We start from the raw sequence: 18,904 nt of genomic DNA, 5'->3' as shown, positions 1-18,904 counted from the left end.
AGCACGACGTTGCGGCCCTTGGGACCCAAGGTCACCTTGACGGCGTCGGCGAGCTGGTTCATACCGCGCTCGAGACCGCGCCGGGCGTCCTCGTCGAACGCAATCATCTTCGAAGCCATGTTCTCTCCTGCTCACGATGGGGGTTTGCCGGGACGGCGCCCGCGACGGACGGCCCGCGGGCAGGCGTCATGACCTGCCCGCGGACCTCGCCGTCCCGGCGGCTGGCACTCTCCAGGGGTGAGTGCCAGGCGTCTCCCCGCACTTTACCCACAACTTGCGCGCCACGCACATAGTGCGCCGCACGCAATGTCGGATAGAGTCCTCCCATGAACGACGACGCCGTGGACCTCCGGGCCCGCAACAAGCAGGCCACCCGGGAGGCGATCAGCCATGCCGCCCTGCGCCTGGCCATCGAGCAGGGGCCCCACGGGCTGGCCCTCGTCCGCGTCCATGACATCGCCACGGCCGCGGGCGTCTCCCCCCGCACGTACAACAACTACTTCTCCAGCAGGGAGGAGGCGATCTGCGCCTTCCACGCCGACCAGGCCAGGCGCGCCGGGCAGGCGCTGCGGGCCCGGCCCGCCGGCGAGCCGCTCGACCAGGCCGTCATCGCGGCCGTGGTCGAGCTCTACACCGACCCCGAGCCCGACCGGGCCGGGCTGCGCATGATCATGTCGACGCCGGCCCTGGAGGGGGAGGCGCTGAAGACGTTCACCATGGCGGAGGGGCCGCTCGCCGAGGCGATCGCGGCGCGCACCGGCGTCGATCCCGGGCGCGACCTGTTCCCCGCCGTCGTGGCCGCGGCGGTGGCCGGGGCCATCCGGGTGGCGGGGCGGCGCTGGCTGGAGCCCGGCAACAACGAGTCGTTCGCGGCCATCCTGCGCCACGCCCTGTCCGTCGTCCTGCCCGCCGCGCCGCCCGAAGGACTCCGCAGGTAGCGGCGCTCGGTGCTGCGCCGCCCGAAGGTCCTCGCGGTTGGGGAGGGACGCTCAGTGCTGGGCCGAGGCCAGGTCCAGCCGGGCGGGGGTGCGCCACCAGACGGCCACGGCCGCCAGCAGCATGAGGACGGCGCCGTACAGGCTGGTCGTCCGCAGCGATTCGGTGAAGGCGAGCGTGGCCTGGGCGGCCAGGTCGGAGGAGCCGATCGCGCGGGCGGCCGCCAGCGCGCCGCCGAGCGACTCGCGCACCGCGTCGGTGGCGTTCCCGGGCAGTTCGGCCCGGTAGAGGGCGGCGGCCAGGCTGCCCAGCACCGCGACGCCGAAGGTGCCGCCGATCTCGTACGAGGTCTCCTCGATGGCGGCCGCGCTGCCCGCCTTCTCCGCCGGGGCGCCCGCCATGATCACGGCGGAGGCGATGGCCAGCGAGCCCATGCCCGCCCCGATCAGCAGGATCGACACGGCCACCCAGAGGTAGGTCGTCGGGGCGACCCAGAGCACCACGAAGCCGAGCCCGCCGATCACCAGCCCGCCGGCCAGCACCGTACGCGCGCCGATCCGGGTGGCCAGGGCCGGCGCCAGCGGCGAGAGGACCGCGGAGCCGACCGCCATGGGCAGCATGGCCAGGCCCGTCTGCAGCGGCGAGTAGCCCTGGACGAGCTGCGCCCACTGGACCATGAGCAGCATCATGCCCGCCATGGCGATCGAGGTGGTGAAGGCGGCCAGGGTGCCGGAGGCGAAGGCGCCGCCGCGGAACAGCCGGACCTCCAGAAGGGGGTCGGGGCGGCCCAGGCACCGCCGGACGAACCAGGTCAGCGTGACCGCGGCCAGGACGGCCGTGAGCGCGGTCCAGACGTCCAGGCCCTCGGTGGCCACGTGCTTGATGGCGTAGACCAGGGCGATCATGCCGACCATCGACAGCACCGTGCCCAGGGCGTCCCATCGGCCCGGGTCGGGGTTGCGCGACTCGGGCAGCAGGAGCAGCCCGGTGACGACGGCGACGGCCATGACCGGTACGTTCACCAGGAACGCGGCGTGCCAGCTGAAGGCCTCCAGCAGCAGCCCGCCCACGATCGGGCCGAGCGCGCCGCCCACCGCCGCCATCGCGGCCCACACGCCCAGCGCGGTGGCCCGCTCGCGGGCGTCGGTGAACAGGTTGCGGATCATCGACAGGGTCGACGGCATGATCATCGCACCGCCGACGCCGAGCAACGCCCGTACGGCGATCACCTCGGCCGGGCTGTCGGCCCACAGCACGGCGACGGAGGCCAGGCCGAAGAGGACGAAGCCGGAGACGAGCATGCGCTTGCGCCCCCAGCGGTCGCCCAGCGCGCTGACGGCCACCAGCAGGCCCGCCACGACCAGGGAGTAGACGTCGATCATCCACAGCAGTTCGACCGCGCCCGGCCGCAGGTCGGCCGAGATCTGCGGCAGTGCCACGTTGAGGATGGTCATGTCCATCGTGATCAGCAACAGGCTGGCCGACAGGACGGCCAGCGCCGCCCAGCGTCTGGGGTTCAGCTCGGTCACCGTGTTCGTCATGGGGGTCCTCCAAGGAAAAAGGGGTGGTGGCGCAGGGTCACACGGCTGACCCCGGCGACCTGGGCGCTCCCGGTCGTCGGGGTGGCTGGGCACGTATGGGGGGTGGAGGACGCCTGCTCGGGCTCCCGCTTCAGCCGGCGTCGGCGTCCTCCGCCGCCACCAGCTTGAGCAGGCGGTCGTGGAGTGCCTTCCTGACCGGCTCGGACAGGGGGATCATGCTCGTGGCCCGCCACAGCCACAGCCCGTCGACGGCCAACTGGGCCAGGAGCAGGTCGATGTCGCGCGGGTCGGTCGAGGTGGGCGGCGGGGCCCAGCGACCGATGAGGTCGTCCCACGCCTCGGCCAGCGCCGGCGTGGTGACCGACTCGACCATGAACGCCAGGTCCGCCTTGCTCACCGAGCCGTGCGCGCCCACCCGTACGTAGGCCTCGACGGCCTCCTGCGGCGACGCCTCCGCCAGCGGCTTGCCCAGCTCGGCGACGAGCTGCGCCTCCCACGCGTCGGTCAGATGCCGCTGGATCGCCACCAGGAGCTCGTCGCGCGTGCGGAAGTGGTACATGAGCCCGCCCTTGGTCACGCCGGCCTCCTCGGCCGCCGACTCCAGCGTCAGGGCGGTGATGCCGTCGCGCTCCGTCACGCGGATGGCGGCGTCCAGGATCCGGGTCCTCTGGCTCGGTCGCATAGCGGTAACTGTACCATCCAGAAGGTACAGTTACTCGCCGACGCAGCGGCCCGCCCGGTGACGGCGGCCGCGGTCAGGCGGGGCGCAGGGCCTTGAGGGTGAGCTCGACGAGGGCGTCGGCGTACTCGGGGGTGAGCGGGCCCGAGCGGTGCAGCCAGCGCTGGAACAGGGGGGCGTACAGGAGCTCCAGGGCCAGGTCGAGGTCGGCGTCCTCGGCGATCTGGCCGGCGCGCTGTGCGCTGCGCAGCCGGGCCTTCTTGGCCTCGTCGACCGGGCCCGCCAGCTTCTCGCGGTACTGGGCGGCGAGGTCGGGATCGTTGATGATCTCCATGTTGAGCGCCCTGATCGGCGCCTCGAACCCCGGGTCGGCGAACTCGGCCACCGTCGCCCGCATCACCAGCTTGAGATCGGCCTCGATGTCGCCCGTGTCGGGCAGCGTGATGCTGTCGCCGACCTGGCTGAGGGCGAGGAAGGCGTCGAAGATCACGGCCCCCTTGGAACGCCACCAGCGGTAGATCGTCTGCTTGCCCACGCCCGCGCGGGCGGCGATGGCCTCGATCGAGATCTTGGCGTATCCCATTTCGGAGACCAGCTCGCGGGCCGCTTCGAGGACGGCCTGCCGCGAGCGCTCGCTGCGGCGGGCGGGGTCGGGGCTTTTAGACATGCGGGTCAGCATAGCAGCAAGACGAGACGATACGGTCCGTCTTGCTAGCGCTCGACGCCGGCGATGACCGTGGTCACCATCTTGCGGACGGCGGCGGGCTCCGGCGGGGCGCCCGTCCGGTCGGCGAACAGCAGGTGCCCGGCCCCGATCAGGGTCGGGGCGAGCGTGTCGACGTCGGCGTCCGCCGCGATGCGCCCCAGGTCCCGCTCGGCGCGGAGATAGGAGGCGATCATGGCGCCGGCCTCCGCCAGGAGCGGGACGCCCACCGGCCAGGACCGGCGCAGCCGGGCGCGAAGCTCGTCCCGGAAGGTGACGAGGGCGACGATCGACACGGCGACCGACCCGAACACGGTCGTCAGCGCGCCGGCGAGATTGCCGGCGACGGTGCCGGCCCCGGCGGACTCGCGCAGCGCGGCGGCCTGGGCGTCCATCCGGGCGACGCGATCGAGCACGAGCTCGGCCAGGAAGGCGTCGAAGTCCTCGAAGTGCCGGTGCAGGACGCCCTTGGCGCAGCCGGCCTCCGCGGTGACCGCCCGGCTGGTCAGCGCGCTCGGCCCGTCCCGCAACAGGATCCGCTCGGCGGCGTCGAACAACTGCTCACGCACGTCGCGGAGGGCCACCCCTGTCGGCACCGTCGCATCCCGCCTTCCATCGTCCGGCCTCGCCGGGTTGACGAGTGGGCACATGCCCATTCATAGTGGGCGCATGCCCACTATATCTCAGCCGGGAGCCTCTCTTCCCGAGCCCGAGCCGCATCAAGCTCGGCAGATGGCGGAATCGTTCGGCGTGGACGCCGAGCGCTACGACCGGACCCGGCCCCACTACCCCGACGCCATGGTGGCCCGGATCGTCGCCGGCAGCCCCGGGCCCGACGTCCTCGACGTCGGCTGCGGCACCGGCATCGAGGCCCGGCAGTTCCAGGCGGCCGGCTGCAAGGTGCTCGGGGTCGATCCCGACGAGCGGATGGCCGACTTCGCGCGGCGCGACGGGCTCGAGGTCGAGGTGTCGACGTTCGAGACCTGGGAGCCCGCCGGCCGGGACTTCGACGCGGTCGTCGCCGGACAGGCCTGGCACTGGGTGGACCCCGTCGCCGGCGCGGCCAAGGCGGCGCGGGTGCTGCGTCCCGGCGGACGGCTGGCGGTGTTCTGGAACGCGTTCCAGACCCCGCCCGATCTCGGCGCGGCCATCGCCGCGGTCTACCGCAGGATCATGCCCGACGCGCCGATCTACCAGCGCATGATGTCCGACGCGGACGCGTACGTGTCGCTGAGCGCCAAGGCCGCCGACGGCATCCGGCAGGCGGGCGCATTCGGCGACGTGGAGGAGTGGCGCTTCGACTGGGAGCGGCCCTACACCCGCGACGAGTGGCTGGACCTGGTGCCCACCACCGGCGTCCACACCCGGCTCCCGGCGGCCACGCTGCAGGAGGTGCTCGCGGGCGTCGGCGCCGCCGTCGACGCGGCGGGGGGCGGCTTCACGATGCGCTACACCACGGTGGTGGTCACCGCGGCACGCGGCGCCTCCTGACCCCTACGGGTCCCCCACCCTGACCACCAACCCGCGGATCTCGTAGCCGCCGATGTCGTTGTTGAAGCTCACGCGCGGCGCCGACGCCATCCGCACGCCGTCCATGGCGAACAGGCGGCTGAGGAAGACGTCCGTCTCCAGGATGGCGATGTTCGCCCCCGGGCACCGGTGCGGCCCGTCGCCGAAGGACAGCGCCGCGGCGCTCGTGCCCCCGTCGATGGCGCGGCCGGGGCAGACCGACAGCGGCAGCGAGCCCACGGCTCGGGGATCGGTGTTGGCCGCGTCGACGAACACCTCGATCACCGCGCCCGGAGGCACCGTGACCGGCCCGTCGGCGCCGGCCAGGTCGAGGGCGGCGGTGGTGCGCCGGCGCAGCCGCCCGACCACGGGTTCGAGCCGCAGGATCTCGTGCAGGACGGCGAGGCGGCCGGGCTCGTCCGCCGCGCGGTAGCGCTCCAGCAGCGCCTCGTCGGCGAACAGGTGCCAGGCCGCGACGCAGATGAACTCGCGCGTGGTCACCATGCCGGCCGCGGCGAAGGTCAGGCACTCGCCGAGGATCTCGGCGTCCGTGCACCCTTCGGAGATCAGATGCGAGATGAGGTCGTCGCGCGGCTCGCGGCGGTGGGCGCGGATCGCCGGGCGCACGTCGGCCAGGTAGACGCTCAGCCAGCTCACGTTCTGCCTGACCAGCCAGTAGATCCCGCTCGGGCTGGTCAGGCCGGGCCGGCCGAACTTCTCGGGGAAGAACCGTTCCAGTCTGGCGCGGATCCCGGGCCTGCTGGAGGTGAGGCCGATGATCGCGCTCGCCACCTCGATCGCCACGCCGAAGCTCAGCTCCGACAGGTGCGCCTCCCCCGTCTCCCGCAGCTCGGCGAGCCGGCTCTCCGCGACCCGCGCCATCAGGTCGCGATACCGCTCGTCCACCCTGCGGGGCGTGAAGAACCGCGCGGTCTGGCGGCGGTCCTCGCGGTGCTCGGGCCCGTCGCGGTAGAGGACCGGCCGCCGGATCCTGGCGGGCAGCTTCTCCACGGTCTCGACGCCCAGCCCGGCCTGGACGGTGTCGTAGCTGCGCAGCACGGCGCGGGCCTGCTCGTGGCCGCGGACCTCCCACGTGCCGTCGTCGGCGCGCCGGACCGGGCAGGCCCCGGGTGCGGCCTGGCGCGGGATCTTGCGCGTGTCTTCGCTGTGGTCGTTCACGCCGGCACGTCTCTCCCTGTCGTCGGGCCGCCGTTGACCATGCTCGTCCCCGTACGGCGTGAGATCAAGGGAACGGGGTGTCCGGGAAATACCGGATGTCATGGTTCGACTTGACTGATGATCTTCGATGCACCAGATTGTTCGCGACTTTTCGGACCGTTCCCAAGGAAACCCATGAAGCGAGCCATCATCGGTGCCGCCGTGGTCGCGGGCGTGGCGCAACTCACCGCCACGCCCGCGCAAGCGGCACCCACGATCGACCCGGTCAAGGCGCTCAAGGCCGAGTTAACCGCCGGCAGAGCCGTCAACGTGCAGTCCACGGCCAAGGTGACGTACACGCGCAGCCTGGTCGTCACCTCGGGGCTGGAGGGCACGATCGGGTTCGACCGGCGCGGCGCGGCCGCGTCCGATGTGGCCCAGACCCTGCAGTACAGCGAGGACCTCCTCCGCAGCGTGAAGAGGACGAAGCCGGCGGAGGTCGAGGCCCTGCAGCAGGGGCCCATCAGGATGATCTCCACCCGGGACGTGAGCTACGTCTCCGGCCCGATCGTCGACTCCGCGTTGCCCCAGGGCACGAGCTGGGTGCGCTACAGCCGGGCCGCTCTGCCGCCGAGCAATCTGGTGCTGAACGCCCTGGAGCCCGACACGCTCAAGACGCTCCTGTCCCACCGCACCTCGTGGCGTGACGGCGTGCTGAAGGGCTCGATCAAGGCCACCAAGCTCGCGGCGGTCTCCCCCTCGTTCGCGTCGCGCTTCGGTACGCGTTCCAGGAGCGGCCGCGACGGCAAGATCACCTACACCCTCTGGTTCGGCGGTGACGGCCTGGTCGAGCGGCTGTCCGCCAAGGCGGTCCTGCCCTACGGCAAGAGCTCCATGACGGTCGAGTCGAGCACCCGTTACGCGGACTGGGGTCGCGAGGTCACCGTTCTCCTGCCCCTGCAGGGAGACGTGCTCGACCGGGACCAGCTCGAGGACAAGGTCCCGGCCGCGGTCCCGGGGATCTGGAACTAGACGCCGGTCCTTCGCCCGGCCGTGCCCATGAGGGCCGGCCGGGATTGCCCGGCTCCGGAGCATACTCTCGCGGGTGGTATGAAGTTGTTTGAGTGCTTTGTCCAGAATGTACGTGCATCGCACCCCCAACCTCCTGTCCCCTGCCAAAGAGGCTGTTCTCCCCGATGCCCGGATATATCAGGAAAAGCTTGGCGGTGGCGCTGGCCGTCGTCCTCACCTTGACCCTCGCGTCCCCGTCAAGCGCGGGGGCCGTCGCCGCGCCCAAGCGGCCGAACATCATCTTCTTCCTCGTCGACGACATGTCCGCCGAGCTGCTCCAGTACATGGACACGGTCAAGAGCCTGAGCCACGACGGCACCACGTTCACCGGCTACTACGTGGCCGACTCGCTCTGCTGCCCCTCCCGCGCCACCATGTTCACCGGCCAGTTCCCGCACAACACGGGCGTGCGGACCAACCAGGGCTACGACCACGGCGGCTACGGGGCGTTCGCCAGGCACGAGGGCAGGACGTACGCCGTCTCCCTGCATCAGGCCGGATATCGCACGGGCTACCTCGGCAAGTACATCAACGAGTATCCCGCGGGTCCCGGCTACCACGTCCCGCCAGGCTGGGACGAGTGGCACGTGACGGCGAGCGGCGGCTACAACGAGTTCAGATACAAGCTCACCCGCTACATCAAGGAGGAAGCGGGCGGCCGGCTGCCGATCGACCCCTCCAAGGGCAGATACCTGGTCGACGAGCTGGGACAGCGGGCGGTGGGCTTCATCGAGCGGTCCCGCCGGTACGCCCCCGGTGAGCCGTTCTTCCTCCAGGTCTCGCCGTTCTCGCTGCACAACAGGGTCAACGTCAAGCGCGGCGACACGGAGCCGCGCTTCCCGCCCGCGCCGCGCGACCGGCCGAAGGACCGCTTCCCCGCCGGCGAGTTCCCCCATGGCGACTGCGGCGGCCCCGACTGCGACTCCATCGACGTGACCACCCTGCCGTCGTTCAACGAGGACACCTCCGACAAGCCCTCCTGGGTACGGCGGGAGCCCATCGGCCCGAAGATCACCGAGAAGCTCCGCGAGGACTTCCGCGACCGGATCCGCATGGTGCAGTCGATCGACGACATGGTGCAGCGCGTCCTGTCCGCGCTGACCGAGGAGGAGAAGCTGAACACGTACGTCGTGTTCACCAGCGACAACGGCTTCCACCTCGGGCAGCACCGCCTGGTGCGCGGCAAGGCCACCGCCTACGACCACGACGTACGGGTGCCGCTCCTGGTCAGGCGCCCGGCCTCGGGGCCGCGCGGCGACCTCGTGACGCCCGCCATCGCCCAGAACGTGGACCTGTTCGCGACCTTCCTCGACATGGCCGGCGTCGGCGCGGCGACGCGTGACAGCCGCGACGGCCGCAGCCTGCTGCCCCTCATCCAGGGTCAGAACGTCACCGGCTGGCGCGACGCGGCGCTGATCGAGCACGTCAAGCCGGACCCCCACGCGCCCGGCCAGCCCGACCCCGACGCGGACGCCATGAAGAAGGGCAACTCCCGGCCGCCCAGCTACTCCGCCGTGCGCACGGGCGGGGAGCTCTATGTCGAGTACAAGGGCGATCCGCGGCCCGAGTACTACAACACCGTCACCGATCCGCGTGAGGAGTCCAACGACCCCGGCAACGCCAGGACAGCCGCCCTGAGCAAGGTCCTCGACGGCCTGAAGAGGTGCGGCAAGCCGGGCGCGGTGGACTGCTGGAGGGCCGCCCACCTGCGCTGACTCCTCAGAAGGCGAAGCCGCCCGGGCGGTCGTTGCGGTCGGCGATCAGGCCGGCCAGGGTGGCGACGGCGATCTCGGGCGGGGTGCGCGAGCCGATGTTGAGCCCGATGGGCCGGTGCACCCGGGCGACCTCCTCGGGCGGCACGCCGAGATCGGCCAGCGCCCGCACGTGCGGTGCCGTGTGGCGGGCGCTGCCCATGATGCCGACCCACCGGACGGGGAACTTGAGCACGTCCCGCAGGACCGGTCCGATCTCCTCGCGGTGATGGTCGGTGAGCACCACGTCGGCCGTGGCGTCGAGCCAGGCGCCGAGCCCGGTCACCGCCGTGAATCCCTCGAGGCGGCGCTCGGGATCGGGCTCGACCAGGATCGGGCGGAAGCCGAGCTCGGCGCCGAACCTCAGCAGGCACTCGGCCACCGGGGAGGCGAAGACGGCGACCAGCGTCCGCCCGGCCGGCTCGACAGGGGCCTCGCTGGGGGCCTCGCTGTGGGCCACTGTGCACGCCAGGTCTTCTGCGTCATGGGTGTGGGCCATACTCGCAGTCTGACACAAGCAGTCGATCATGCTCGCGAAGATCCCTATAGGCTTCGCCCATGGACGCCGACCCCAGGATCGACCGTACGAAGCCGCATTCCGCCCGGGTCTGGAACTACCTGCTCGGCGGGCAGGACAACTACGACGTGGACCGCGAGGCCGGGGACACCCTGCTGCGCGTGTTCCCCGATTTCGCGCAGGTGGCCACGCTGCAGCGCGAGTTCCTCCGGCGAGCGGTGACCTACCTCGTCACCGAGGCGGGCATCCGGCAGTTCCTCGACATCGGCTCGGGCCTGCCCACCGCCGACAACACGCACGAGGTGGCGCAGCGCCTCGCGCCCGAGTCCCGCGTCGTCTACGTCGACAACGACCCCCTGGTGCTCGTGCACGCCCGCGCCCTGCTCGCCGGGACCCCGCAGGGCAGGACCGCCTACGTCGAGGCCGACGTGCGCGACCCCGGCACCATCCTCGCCGCGGCGGCCGAGACCCTCGACTTCTCGCGGCCGATCGGCCTGATGATGCTCAGCATCGCCGGCCAGATCCCCGACGACGACCTCGCCGCCGATCTCGTCCGCCGTTACGTCAAGGCGCTGCCGCCCGGTAGCCACCTGGCGCTGTCCGACGGCGCCGACGTCAACCCCTCGCTGGTGGCGGCGGTGAGCTCCTACAACGAGCGGGCCGCCTTCCCGTACACGCTGCGCAGCCCCGAGCGGCTCGCCGTCCACTTCAAGGGGCTCGAACTCGTGGACCCGGGCGTGGTCTCCACGCCGCTCTGGCGGCCCCCGGCGGGAGCGCCGCCCCAGCCGGCGGTGATCAACGCGGTCTGCGGCGTGGGCCGCAAGCCCTGACGTGCGGGCGGTCCGGCGGGGTGCGCCGGACCGCCGCGCGGGTCAGGTGAGCTGGATGTAGTCGAGTTCGGCGTATCCGGTGCCGCCGGAGAAGAACGGCGAGCCCTTGGCCAGGCGGATCACGTTGTACCCGGCCCGGAGGGTGACGGTGGTGCCGACGGTGGCGCCGAACTCGCCCCACGCCGCGGTGGGCGGGTAGCTGACCGTGCTCCAGGAGCCGCCGTTGTAGGCCAGGCCCTGGGTCGCGGTGGCGCCGGTGCCGTTGGCGTAGCCGATGGTCATCGTGTACGAGCGCGCCGTGGGCACGTTCACCACGAAGTCGACGTAGCTGTCGGTACGCGGCGTGCCCGAGTTGTCGATCCGGCCCACGTAGCCGCCGCCCGACGCGCTGGAGGCGCTGAGCCGCTGGGCGCGGAAGACGGAGGCGTTCTCGGCCTCGTACCGCTGCTGGTAGGCGGGCACCCCGCTGACCGGCTCGACGACGAGCTGGTAGGCGCTGGTGGCCACCATGTTGGGCACGGACACGCTGAGCTGACCGCCGCTGACCGTCCGGGTGGTCGTGGAGATCGTGGTGGGGGCGGTGACCGCGGTGAAGCGGCCGCTGGACGGGGTGGAGGTCAGCGTGACGCGGACGCTGGAGCCGAGCGCGCCGAGGCCCGTGAGGTTGACGGTGTTGGTGCCGGCCTCGTTGCCGAACGCCACGTTGACGATCTTGCGGGTGCCGTCGTAGGAGGCGAACCCGTCCAGGCCGGTCGTCGTGGTCGTCGTGGTCGTGACCATGTTCCCGGCCATGTCGCCGTACCACTTGTACAGCCACCAGGTGCCGGTGGGCTGGCTGTTGTTGACGACCAGGCCGTTCATGGTGCCGTACTCGTACCAGAAGGCCCGGTGGGCGGACTCCACGCCGCCCCGCTCCAGCTTGGCGACGTAGCTGGCGATCCGGCCGGGCACGTCGACCTCGCTGGTGGCGGCGTACTCGTTGATGGAGATGCGGCGCGGGCTGATGCCGAGCGAGGACTCCAGGTTGCGGTAGTCGGCGATGTCGGAGGCGATCCTGGTGGGATTCTGCAGCTCGTGCCAGCAGATGATGTCCGGCAGGGTGCCGGTGTTCTTGGCGTTGGTGAGGAACGACTGCATCCAGGAGCGGTTGTAGGTGGCGGTGCTGGGGCCGACGATCGGCGTGAGCGTGTCGAGCGCGCGCACCGCCCGGTACGTACGCACCCAGGCGTCGTTGAAGTTGCCCGCCGCGGCGGTGTTCCAGGTGTAGTCGGGCTCGTTCCAGAGCTCCCAGCCGATGACGTTCGTGACCGTGGTGGCCGACAGCCGGGCGTTGACCATGGTGTTGACCTTGGCCAGCCAGTCGTCCCAGCTCACCCACCTGTAGGGGAAGTCGGGATAGATGTCGGGCATCCGGATGAACTCGCCCGCCCCGGCCCGGGTGGCCTGCGGGGACACCAGCAGGGAGTCGCCGCCGGGCGGCTGGCCGTTGGGGCGCTGGCCGACGCCGGGCGCGGGCTGGGTCAGAGAGTTGACCTTGATCGGGAGGAGGGTGGAGTCGGCCGGCCGGGAGTTCTCGGCCAGGCCGTACAGGCCGCCGGAGGCGACGTGGGTGACCGGCCGGAACGGCTGCGCGACGTTGACGGTCAGCGTCGCGCCGGCGGCCGCGGCCGGGGGTGAGGCGGTCACCAGGGCAGTGGCCGTGGTGACCAGGGCTAAGGCGAGCACTCGGAATCGGGACATCGTGTCACTCTCCTTCGATGGGCAACCAGACACGCATGCTCGACGGGCCGCGACGGGCCCACGAGTGGTACGGCCGCAGCGGCACGTCGAACCACTCGACGTCCGCCGCGGAGGCAGCCGCGGCGCCGGAATAGGCCCACGGCCGGTCGGGGGGTGCGGCCAGGCGTCCGCGGACCAGCACCTCGCCGGGCTCGGCCCGGGGGCCGGATCGGGGGTCGCGTCGGGGATCGATCGTCAGGGTGTCGAGCCCGCCGGGGTGCGGGAGGTCGTGGGACTCGGCGCACAGGACCTCGGGGCCGCGCTCGACGGCGACGCAGCCGCGTACGGCGTCGATGCGGGGGTCCGGCCAGGTGAAGCGGGGCTCCATCGGCAGTTCGAGCGTGATCACCTCGCCCGCCCGGAACGCCCGCCGCACCGTGGCCATGCCGGGCTCGACCGGCCGTGCCCGCCCGTCCTCGGCGAGCGTGGCCCCGGTGGCCCAGGCTGGCACCCGCAGCGCCAGCGTCCAGAGCCCGTCGGCGAGGATCCGGACGCGGACGGTTCCGCTGTCGGGGTAGGCGGTCTCGATCTCCACCGCGATCTCCCGCCCGTCCGGCAGCTCGGCGCGGACGGTCGAGGGGGCGTACTGGTGGAGCTGCAGGCCGTCGTCGTCGGTGGTGGCGAGGTAGCCCTGGAGGCCGGCCAGGGTGCGGGCGACGTTGGTGGGGCAGCAGGACACGTCGAACCAGGCGGCCCTGACGCCGGCCTCGGCGCGCGGGCTCACCTCGTCCGGGTCCGCCTCCCGGCCCGGTGCCCGCTGGTGGAGGGGGTTGGCGTAGAAGAACGCCGTGCCGTCGGGGCTCGGGGAGGTCGCGATGACGTTGTAGAGCGTGCGCTCGATCAGGTCGGTGTAGCGGACGTCGCCGGTGGCGAGGTGGAGGCGCCAGGAGACCATGATCGAGGCGACGCCGGCGCACGTCTCGCAGTACGCCCGGTCCGGCGGCAGCTCCCAGTCCTCGCCGAAGCCCTCGTCCTGGTGTCGTGAGCCCATCCCGCCCGTGATGTACGTGCGGCGCGCGACCGAGCGCTCCCACTGCCGCTCCACGGCCCGCAGCAGCTCGTCGTCCCCGCGTTCGACGGCGACGTCCACGGCGGCGGCGGTCAGGTAGAGCGCGCGGACCGCGTGGCCGCGCCACACGTCGGCCTCCCGGATCGGGATGTCGTCCTGGAAGTAGGCGCGGCCCAGGGGGATGTCCCTGAGCGTGCCGTGCCCGCGGCGGTCGAGGAAGATCCGCGCCTGCTCGACGTAGCGCTCCTCCCCCAGCGCCCGGCCGAGCTCGGCCAGGCCGACCTCGATCTCCGGGTGCCCGCAGATCCCGGGCCGGCCGTCCGCGCCGAACGTGCTGCACACGTGGTCGGCGGCGCGGCGCGCGACCCGTACGAGGTCGTCCTCGCCGTGCGTGCGCAGCCGGGCCACCGCGGCCTGCAGGAGGTGGCCGGTGTTGTAGAGCTCGTGGCCCATCTCCAGGTCGCTGTAGCGCGGCGGCTGCGTGCCGTGCCCGAAGCAGGTGTTGAGGTAGCCGTCCGGATCCTGGGCGCGGGCGATCCGCCCGGTGAGCCGCTTGATCGCCGCCTCCACCCCCGGATCGCCGGTACGACCGTTCTCCCAGGCCAGGGCCTCCAGGAGCTTGTAGACCTCCGAGTCGGAGAACGACCAGCCGGGGCGGTCGGGCGCGGTCGTCCCGTCGGCGACCCGGTCGAAGTTGGCGAGCCAGCCGAGGCGCTCCATCCACGACTCGCAGTGGGCGAGCGTCGCCGCGGCGTTCACGGCCTGCCGGCTCCCCCAGAACCCTCCGGTGATGGAGACCTGCGCGGGCCCGAGGGGGCGTACCCGGCCCTGGGACGGCAGCACGGGGCTGGTCATGTGGTGAACCTTTCGACGGATTGCTGTTCAGTCCTTCACGGCGCCCGCGGTGACCCCGGCGGCGATGTAGCGCTGCGCGAGGACCAGCAGGAAGGCCGCGGGGACGGACGCGATCACGGCGGTCGCCATGATCGAGTTCCACTGCGTGGTGTTGTTGCCGATGTAGCGGAAGATGCCGAGCGTGATCGGGATCACGTCGCTGTTGCGGTTGAGGGTCGAGGCGAAGATGAAGTCCGACCACGCCCACAGGAACGCGAAGAGCGAGACCGTGATCACCGAGTTGCGGCTCAGCGGCAGGATGATCGACCGGAACGTCCGCCAGGTGCTCGCCCCGTCGATCTGCGCGGCGGCCATGAGCTCGCCGGGGATGCTCGCCATGAACGCCCGGAAGAGCAGCACCCCGAACGGTACGGCCAGCGTCGAGTCGGCGACGATCAGGCCGGGGACGGTGTTGAGCATCCCGAGCCTGATGTAGATGGCGTAGAAGCCCATGGCCATGACGACCGCCGGGATCATCTGCGCGACGAGGAGCAGGAAGTCGATCCCGCGCGCGCCGCGCGGGCGCAGCTTGGCCAGTGAGTAGCCCGCGGGCAGGGCGACGAGCAGCGTGAGCGCGACGGTGCCGAGGCCGATGAACAGGCTCGTGGCCAGGGCCGGCAGCTGCTGGGCGAACGCCGCCGCGTACCCCTCGAACGTGGGGTTCCAGGGGAACCAGTGGGGCGGGTCGGCCCGCATGTCGCCCGTCTTGGTCAGCGAGACGTTGAACATCCAGTAGACCGGGAACAGCATCACCCCGACGAGGACGACGCCTGCCGCGGTCTTCCAGCTCTTCATGCGCGCTCCTCCTTGCGCTGCAGGTGCACGTGCAGGAGCCCGGCGGCGAAGGCGATGAGGATCAGCAGGTTGCCGACGGCCGCCGCCGGCGAGAAGTCGGGCTGGCCGGTGCCGAACGCCTCCCGGTACGACCAGGTGGCCAGCGTCGTCGAGGCGTCCGCCGGGCCGCCCTTCGTCATGATCCAGATGATGTCGACGACCTTGAGCGTGTAGATCAGGCCGAGCAGCAGCGTGATCGCCGACACCGGGCGCAGCAGCGGGAAGGTGATGCGCCAGAAGCGCTGCCATCCGTTGGCCCCGTCCAGGCCGGCGGCCTCGTACAGGTCGGCGGAGATGGTCTGCAGCCCGGCGTACAGGATCACCAGGTTGAACGGGACGCCGAGCCAGATGTTGGCGATCGTGACGGCCAGCAGCGAGGTGTCGGGAGAGGTGAGCCAGTTGATCTGGCCGATCCCGAACGCCTCCAGCGCCGCATTCACGATGCCGTTGTCGCTGTTGAGCATCCACGACCAGGTCGAGGCCGAGACGATCAGCGGCAGCAGCCACGGGACCAGGAACATCGCGCGCAGCACCGCCGACAGGCGGAAGCTGCGGTGGAAGAAGACCGCGAGGGCCAGGCCGAGGGCGTACTGCGTCGCGATGGACACCAGCGTGAACAGGGCCGTGTTGCGCAGCGCCCGCAGGAAGGTGTCGTCGGACAGGATGTCGCGGTAGTTGTCCAGCCCGGTGAACTCCGGGTCGCCCCGCACGAACGCCCGGGGCGTGTAGTCGTGCACGCTCAGGTCGATGTTGCGGTAGAGCGGATAGGCGTAGAAGGCGAGCAGGTAGATCACGAGCGGCGCGAGGAAGGCGTAGGCCGTCCACTGCCGCGGGCGCCCCCGCCGGGGAGCCGCGTGCGCCGCCCTGCCCACCGTCACCGCCTCGCCGGCCTCGCTGCTGAGAGAGGTCATCGGATCAGCCGCCGGTGGCCTGCTTCGCCTGGGCCTGCGCCTGCTTGAGCGCGTCGGCGGGGGTGGCCGAGCCGCTCAGCGCCTTCTGCACCCCGGTCCACAGCGCCTCGGAGATCTTCGGGTACTTGGTGCCGAGGTTGTCGCTGGTGCGGCCCTTGGCCGACTTCACGGCGTCGACCCACGGCTTGAGGCCCGGCTCCTTGGCGAGGATGGCCTGCTGGCCCTCGGCGGTGGAGGGGATGTAGTACGCGAACGTCGTACCGGTCTCCACCAGGCCCTCGGGCGTCGTCATGCATTCGAGGATCTTCTTGGTGGTGGCATAGCGCTTGGTGTCCTTCTGCACCGGGACCGTGATGAACTCACCGCCCGTGGGCGTGGGCGCGGTGCCCCCGTCCTTGCCGGGGATCTGCACGATGCCGGTCGGGAAGCCCGCCTTCTTGGCGCTGTCGATCTGCCAGGTGCCGTTCTCGGCGAACGCGAACTCCCCGGTCAGGAACTGCTCCCAGGTGGTGTTCTGGGAGTTGCTGATGACGGAGTTGGGGGCGGTGCCGTCCTTGACCCACGTGGTCCACAGGTCGAGCGCCGCGACGGCCTGGGGCGAGTCGAGCTGGGTCAGCTGCGCGCCGGAGCCCCAGAACCACGGCAGGAACTGGAACGAGCCCTCCTCCGTGCCGATGGCCGCGAACGTGATCGGCTTCTTGCCCGCGGCCTTGACCTTCTTCAGCGCCGCGTTGAGCGTGGCCCAGTCCTTGATCGAGCCGGGGTCGACGCCGGCCGCGTCGAGGATCTTCTTGTTGTAGTAGAGGGCGAGGGTGTTCGCGCCGATGGGGATGCCGTACGTCTTGCCGTCCAGCTCGCCGGCGGCGATGAGGTTCTTGTCGAACCGGGCCGTGTCCAGGCCGAAATCTGACATCGTGGTGAGCATCCCGGCGTCCGCGAGCGTCGAGACGGCGGGGTTGTCGAGGAGGATGACGTCCGGCGCGTTGCCCTCCTGGCCGGCGAGCAGCGCCTGGTTGGTCAGCGCGGTGGTGTCGTAGGCGGTTCGCTGGATGGTGACGCCGGCCTGCTTGCCGCAGGAGTCCACCCGCTTCGCCCAGGCCGAGGCCGGGTCGTGCTGCGGGTACGGGTCCCACCAGGTGTACGCGCCGGCGCCGCCCGCGGCGGCGCTGGTGGTGGTGGTGCCACCGGTCTGCGGGGCGGACGCGCAGGCGGACGCGCTGACCGACAGGGCCAGAACGGCGGTTCCGAGGACCGCCGCCTTCGCGGAAACCGACGTGCGGTTCATCGAGGCCTCCAATGTTAGCGCTCCCATGCGAGCGCGGCCGGAAGGTGTGGGGGGTCGGGGCCCGCGAACTAGCGGGCGGTCGGGGGCACGGTGGGGGGCGCTGTAGGGGGCGCTGTGGGGGGCGCTGTGCTTCCGCGCGAGACCAGTTCGGGAGAGATGAAGCGCACCACGAACGGCTCGTCGCGGGCCGCCGGCGATTCGACGCGGCGCACGAGCTGGCGTACGGCCATGGCGCCGAGCCGGTCGGGCGCGCTCTCGATGAACGAATAGGGCAGGGAGAAGGTCGCGGCGAACTCGGCGGAGTAGCGCCCGATGACCGAGAGGTCCTCGGGCACCCGCAGGCCCCGCTGGTGGGCGACGGAGGGGAGGGCCGCGGTGGCGGCCTCGTTGTTGAGCAGCAGGCCGGTCGCCGACGGGTAGGCGTCGAGCAGGGCGTTGAGCAGGTGTCCGACCGCGGGCTGGCGGGACTCGCCGTACACGGCGTGCAGGGTGACGCCGAGCTGGCGGGCCCGTTCGAGTGCGGCGTCGCGCAGGCGCCACACGTACGCGCCGCCGCGCTCGACTACGTGCTCGGGCTGCGAGATCAGGATGAGCTCGCGGTGGCCGAGCCGGTGGAGGTGCTCCACCATGGCCCGGCCGGCCTCCTCGAAGTCGAGGTCGAACACGTCGAGCCCCGAGCAGTCGCCCGGCAGGCCGACCAGGGCGCCCGGCTGCGGCGCGGCCCGCAGGATGGGCAGCCTCGGGTCGAACTGCGCGATGTTCATCAGGACGACGCCGTCCACCATGCGCGAGTCGGTGATGCGCCGCAGCGCGCGCACTCCGTCGGCCTCGGTGACCAGCAGCGTGTCGTAACCCAGGTCGCGGGCGGTGTTCGTGACACCCAGGATGTACTGCATCATCGCGGGCGCGAACTCGTCTTCGTGGAACTGGGCGAGCAGACCGAGGACCTTGGTCTGGGATGTGGCCAGCGCTCGGGCGCCCGCGTTCGGCGTGTAGTCGAGCGCCTCGGCGGCCGCCAGCACGCGACGGCGGACCTCCTCCGAGATGGGCCGCTTGCCCGACAGCGCGTAGGACGCGGTGCTGCGGCTCACCCCGGCCTCCCGGGCCACGTCTCCGATCGTCGCCACTCTCACCTCCTGTACGTCATTGAACCGGTTCGACAGTTGCGTCGCGAAAACCCTCGGATCGCCGACCGGTCGGCGCCTTTTCCTGGGGATCTGCAGGATCGATCGGCCCGCCGCCGGTCACGGCCGGGAACGGGCTCCACCTGCGGGCCGCCGGAATCAGCGAACCGGTTCAACGATGTGCCCCGACTGTCGCGCCGCCGGTGAGCGGGAGTCAAGAGCGAGAACGGTCGGCGATATCGAATCGTGACACGCCGGAAACACCCATTGACGCGCGGGGCGCGGCTACGTAACCTACGCGAAACCCTCAGTTGCGTTCCTCGATCACCCTCCCTGAGACTTGTTAACGCTCACACCTCCCAGGGACTTCGTC

Annotated in this window: 17 protein-coding genes; 5 read left to right on the top strand and 12 right to left on the bottom strand. The window is 71.5% G+C overall.

What is annotated here, in order from left to right:
* The first annotated feature begins 326 nt into the window (after positions 1-326).
* Entirely contained in the window at positions 327-938 is a 612-nt protein-coding gene (locus tag ABZX61_RS61680; protein WP_355211542.1) for a TetR/AcrR family transcriptional regulator, read from the top strand.
* 51 nt (positions 939-989) lie between these two features.
* On the opposite strand, the gene ABZX61_RS61675 is transcribed toward ABZX61_RS61680, so the two are convergent.
* The 4 genes from ABZX61_RS61675 to ABZX61_RS61660 all read right to left on the bottom strand — a co-directional run bounded on the left by ABZX61_RS61675 (position 990) and on the right by ABZX61_RS61660 (position 4,455).
* On the bottom strand, positions 990-2,477 hold the full coding sequence (locus tag ABZX61_RS61675) for an MFS transporter (RefSeq protein WP_355211539.1): 1,488 nt from the start codon (positions 2,475-2,477) through the stop codon (positions 990-992).
* Between the two features lie 130 nt (positions 2,478-2,607).
* Complete coding sequence (locus ABZX61_RS61670) at positions 2,608-3,159, bottom strand: TetR family transcriptional regulator (protein WP_355211537.1); 552 nt, start codon at positions 3,157-3,159, stop codon at positions 2,608-2,610.
* Between the two features lie 73 nt (positions 3,160-3,232).
* Positions 3,233-3,823, bottom strand: a complete 591-nt coding sequence (locus ABZX61_RS61665) for a TetR/AcrR family transcriptional regulator (protein WP_355211534.1) — start codon at positions 3,821-3,823, stop codon at positions 3,233-3,235.
* 44 nt (positions 3,824-3,867) lie between these two features.
* Positions 3,868-4,455, bottom strand: coding sequence for a TetR/AcrR family transcriptional regulator (locus ABZX61_RS61660; RefSeq protein ID WP_355211531.1), 588 nt, complete (start codon positions 4,453-4,455; stop codon positions 3,868-3,870).
* 136 nt (positions 4,456-4,591) lie between these two features.
* Here ABZX61_RS61660 and ABZX61_RS61655 point away from each other — a divergent pair, with 136 nt between their 5' ends.
* On the top strand, positions 4,592-5,350 hold the full coding sequence (locus tag ABZX61_RS61655; RefSeq protein WP_355211529.1) for a class I SAM-dependent methyltransferase: 759 nt from the start codon (positions 4,592-4,594) through the stop codon (positions 5,348-5,350).
* A 3-nt stretch (positions 5,351-5,353) separates the two neighbouring features.
* Here ABZX61_RS61655 and ABZX61_RS61650 read toward each other — a convergent pair whose 3' ends face one another.
* Positions 5,354-6,547, bottom strand: a complete 1,194-nt coding sequence (locus ABZX61_RS61650; protein ID WP_355211526.1) for a cytochrome P450 — start codon at positions 6,545-6,547, stop codon at positions 5,354-5,356.
* A 174-nt stretch (positions 6,548-6,721) separates the two neighbouring features.
* Between ABZX61_RS61650 and ABZX61_RS61645 the strand changes: the two genes are divergently transcribed.
* Together ABZX61_RS61645 and ABZX61_RS61640 are read left to right on the top strand one after the other, a co-directional pair.
* Positions 6,722-7,558: a hypothetical protein gene (locus ABZX61_RS61645; RefSeq protein WP_350741033.1), complete on the top strand. Its 837-nt coding sequence runs from the start codon at positions 6,722-6,724 to the stop codon at positions 7,556-7,558.
* Between the two features lie 194 nt (positions 7,559-7,752).
* A complete protein-coding gene (locus ABZX61_RS61640; protein WP_355211548.1) occupies positions 7,753-9,312 on the top strand; it encodes a sulfatase in 1,560 nt (519 codons plus the stop codon).
* Positions 9,313-9,316: 4 nt separating this feature from the next.
* On the opposite strand, the gene ABZX61_RS61635 is transcribed toward ABZX61_RS61640, so the two are convergent.
* Entirely contained in the window at positions 9,317-9,847 is a 531-nt protein-coding gene (locus ABZX61_RS61635; protein ID WP_355211523.1) for an XdhC family protein, read from the bottom strand.
* A 59-nt stretch (positions 9,848-9,906) separates the two neighbouring features.
* On the opposite strand from ABZX61_RS61635, the gene ABZX61_RS61630 reads away from it, so the two are divergent.
* Entirely contained in the window at positions 9,907-10,695 is a 789-nt protein-coding gene (locus ABZX61_RS61630; RefSeq protein WP_355211521.1) for an SAM-dependent methyltransferase, read from the top strand.
* Between the two features lie 42 nt (positions 10,696-10,737).
* Here ABZX61_RS61630 and ABZX61_RS61625 read toward each other — a convergent pair whose 3' ends face one another.
* From ABZX61_RS61625 to ABZX61_RS61600, 6 genes are all read right to left on the bottom strand, one after another.
* On the bottom strand, positions 10,738-12,435 hold the full coding sequence (locus ABZX61_RS61625) for a hypothetical protein (RefSeq protein ID WP_355211518.1): 1,698 nt from the start codon (positions 12,433-12,435) through the stop codon (positions 10,738-10,740).
* 4 nt (positions 12,436-12,439) lie between these two features.
* On the bottom strand, positions 12,440-14,338 hold the full coding sequence (locus tag ABZX61_RS61620) for a beta-L-arabinofuranosidase domain-containing protein (RefSeq protein ID WP_355211515.1): 1,899 nt from the start codon (positions 14,336-14,338) through the stop codon (positions 12,440-12,442).
* 27 nt (positions 14,339-14,365) lie between these two features.
* On the bottom strand, positions 14,366-15,172 hold the full coding sequence (locus ABZX61_RS61615; RefSeq protein ID WP_350741042.1) for a carbohydrate ABC transporter permease: 807 nt from the start codon (positions 15,170-15,172) through the stop codon (positions 14,366-14,368).
* Positions 15,169-16,122, bottom strand: coding sequence for a sugar ABC transporter permease (locus ABZX61_RS61610; RefSeq protein WP_355211512.1), 954 nt, complete (start codon positions 16,120-16,122; stop codon positions 15,169-15,171). Before ABZX61_RS61610 ends, ABZX61_RS61615 begins: the two co-directional genes overlap by 4 nt.
* 4 nt (positions 16,123-16,126) lie before the next feature.
* The gene (locus tag ABZX61_RS61605) at positions 16,127-17,407 is read right to left on the bottom strand and encodes an extracellular solute-binding protein (protein ID WP_355211510.1); all 1,281 of its coding nucleotides are present in this window, start codon (positions 17,405-17,407) and stop codon (positions 16,127-16,129) included.
* Positions 17,408-17,475: 68 nt separating this feature from the next.
* Positions 17,476-18,534 (bottom strand): LacI family DNA-binding transcriptional regulator, encoded by a 1,059-nt coding sequence (locus ABZX61_RS61600; RefSeq protein WP_355211507.1) that lies wholly within the window; start codon positions 18,532-18,534, stop codon positions 17,476-17,478.
* Between the last annotated feature and the right edge of the window lie 370 nt (positions 18,535-18,904).

Origin of the sequence: Nonomuraea sp. NPDC003709, from assembly GCF_040610775.1 — a bacterium.
In the GTDB taxonomy this organism is placed as follows: domain Bacteria; phylum Actinomycetota; class Actinomycetes; order Streptosporangiales; family Streptosporangiaceae; genus Nonomuraea; species Nonomuraea angiospora_A.
Note: the sequence above shows the minus strand (reverse complement) of the source record. Positions and strands in the feature narration are given on the sequence as shown.

Bases quoted from the DNA above. Each gene is read 5' to 3' on its own strand.
- ABZX61_RS61680 (WP_355211542.1), top strand. From the start codon at position 327: ATGAACGACGACGCCGTGGACCTCCGGGCCCGCAACAAGCAGGCCACC.
- ABZX61_RS61675 (WP_355211539.1), bottom strand. From the start codon at position 2,477: ATGACGAACACGGTGACCGAGCTGAACCCCAGACGCTGGGCGGCGCTG.
- ABZX61_RS61670 (WP_355211537.1), bottom strand. From the start codon at position 3,159: ATGCGACCGAGCCAGAGGACCCGGATCCTGGACGCCGCCATCCGCGTG.
- ABZX61_RS61665 (WP_355211534.1), bottom strand. From the start codon at position 3,823: ATGTCTAAAAGCCCCGACCCCGCCCGCCGCAGCGAGCGCTCGCGGCAG.
- ABZX61_RS61655 (WP_355211529.1), top strand. From the start codon at position 4,592: ATGGCGGAATCGTTCGGCGTGGACGCCGAGCGCTACGACCGGACCCGG.
- ABZX61_RS61645 (WP_350741033.1), top strand. From the start codon at position 6,722: ATGAAGCGAGCCATCATCGGTGCCGCCGTGGTCGCGGGCGTGGCGCAA.
- ABZX61_RS61635 (WP_355211523.1), bottom strand. From the start codon at position 9,847: ATGGCCCACACCCATGACGCAGAAGACCTGGCGTGCACAGTGGCCCAC.
- ABZX61_RS61630 (WP_355211521.1), top strand. From the start codon at position 9,907: ATGGACGCCGACCCCAGGATCGACCGTACGAAGCCGCATTCCGCCCGG.
- ABZX61_RS61625 (WP_355211518.1), bottom strand. From the start codon at position 12,435: ATGTCCCGATTCCGAGTGCTCGCCTTAGCCCTGGTCACCACGGCCACT.
- ABZX61_RS61620 (WP_355211515.1), bottom strand. From the start codon at position 14,338: ATGACCAGCCCCGTGCTGCCGTCCCAGGGCCGGGTACGCCCCCTCGGG.
- ABZX61_RS61615 (WP_350741042.1), bottom strand. From the start codon at position 15,172: ATGAAGAGCTGGAAGACCGCGGCAGGCGTCGTCCTCGTCGGGGTGATG.
- ABZX61_RS61610 (WP_355211512.1), bottom strand. From the start codon at position 16,122: ATGACCTCTCTCAGCAGCGAGGCCGGCGAGGCGGTGACGGTGGGCAGG.
- ABZX61_RS61605 (WP_355211510.1), bottom strand. From the start codon at position 17,407: ATGAACCGCACGTCGGTTTCCGCGAAGGCGGCGGTCCTCGGAACCGCC.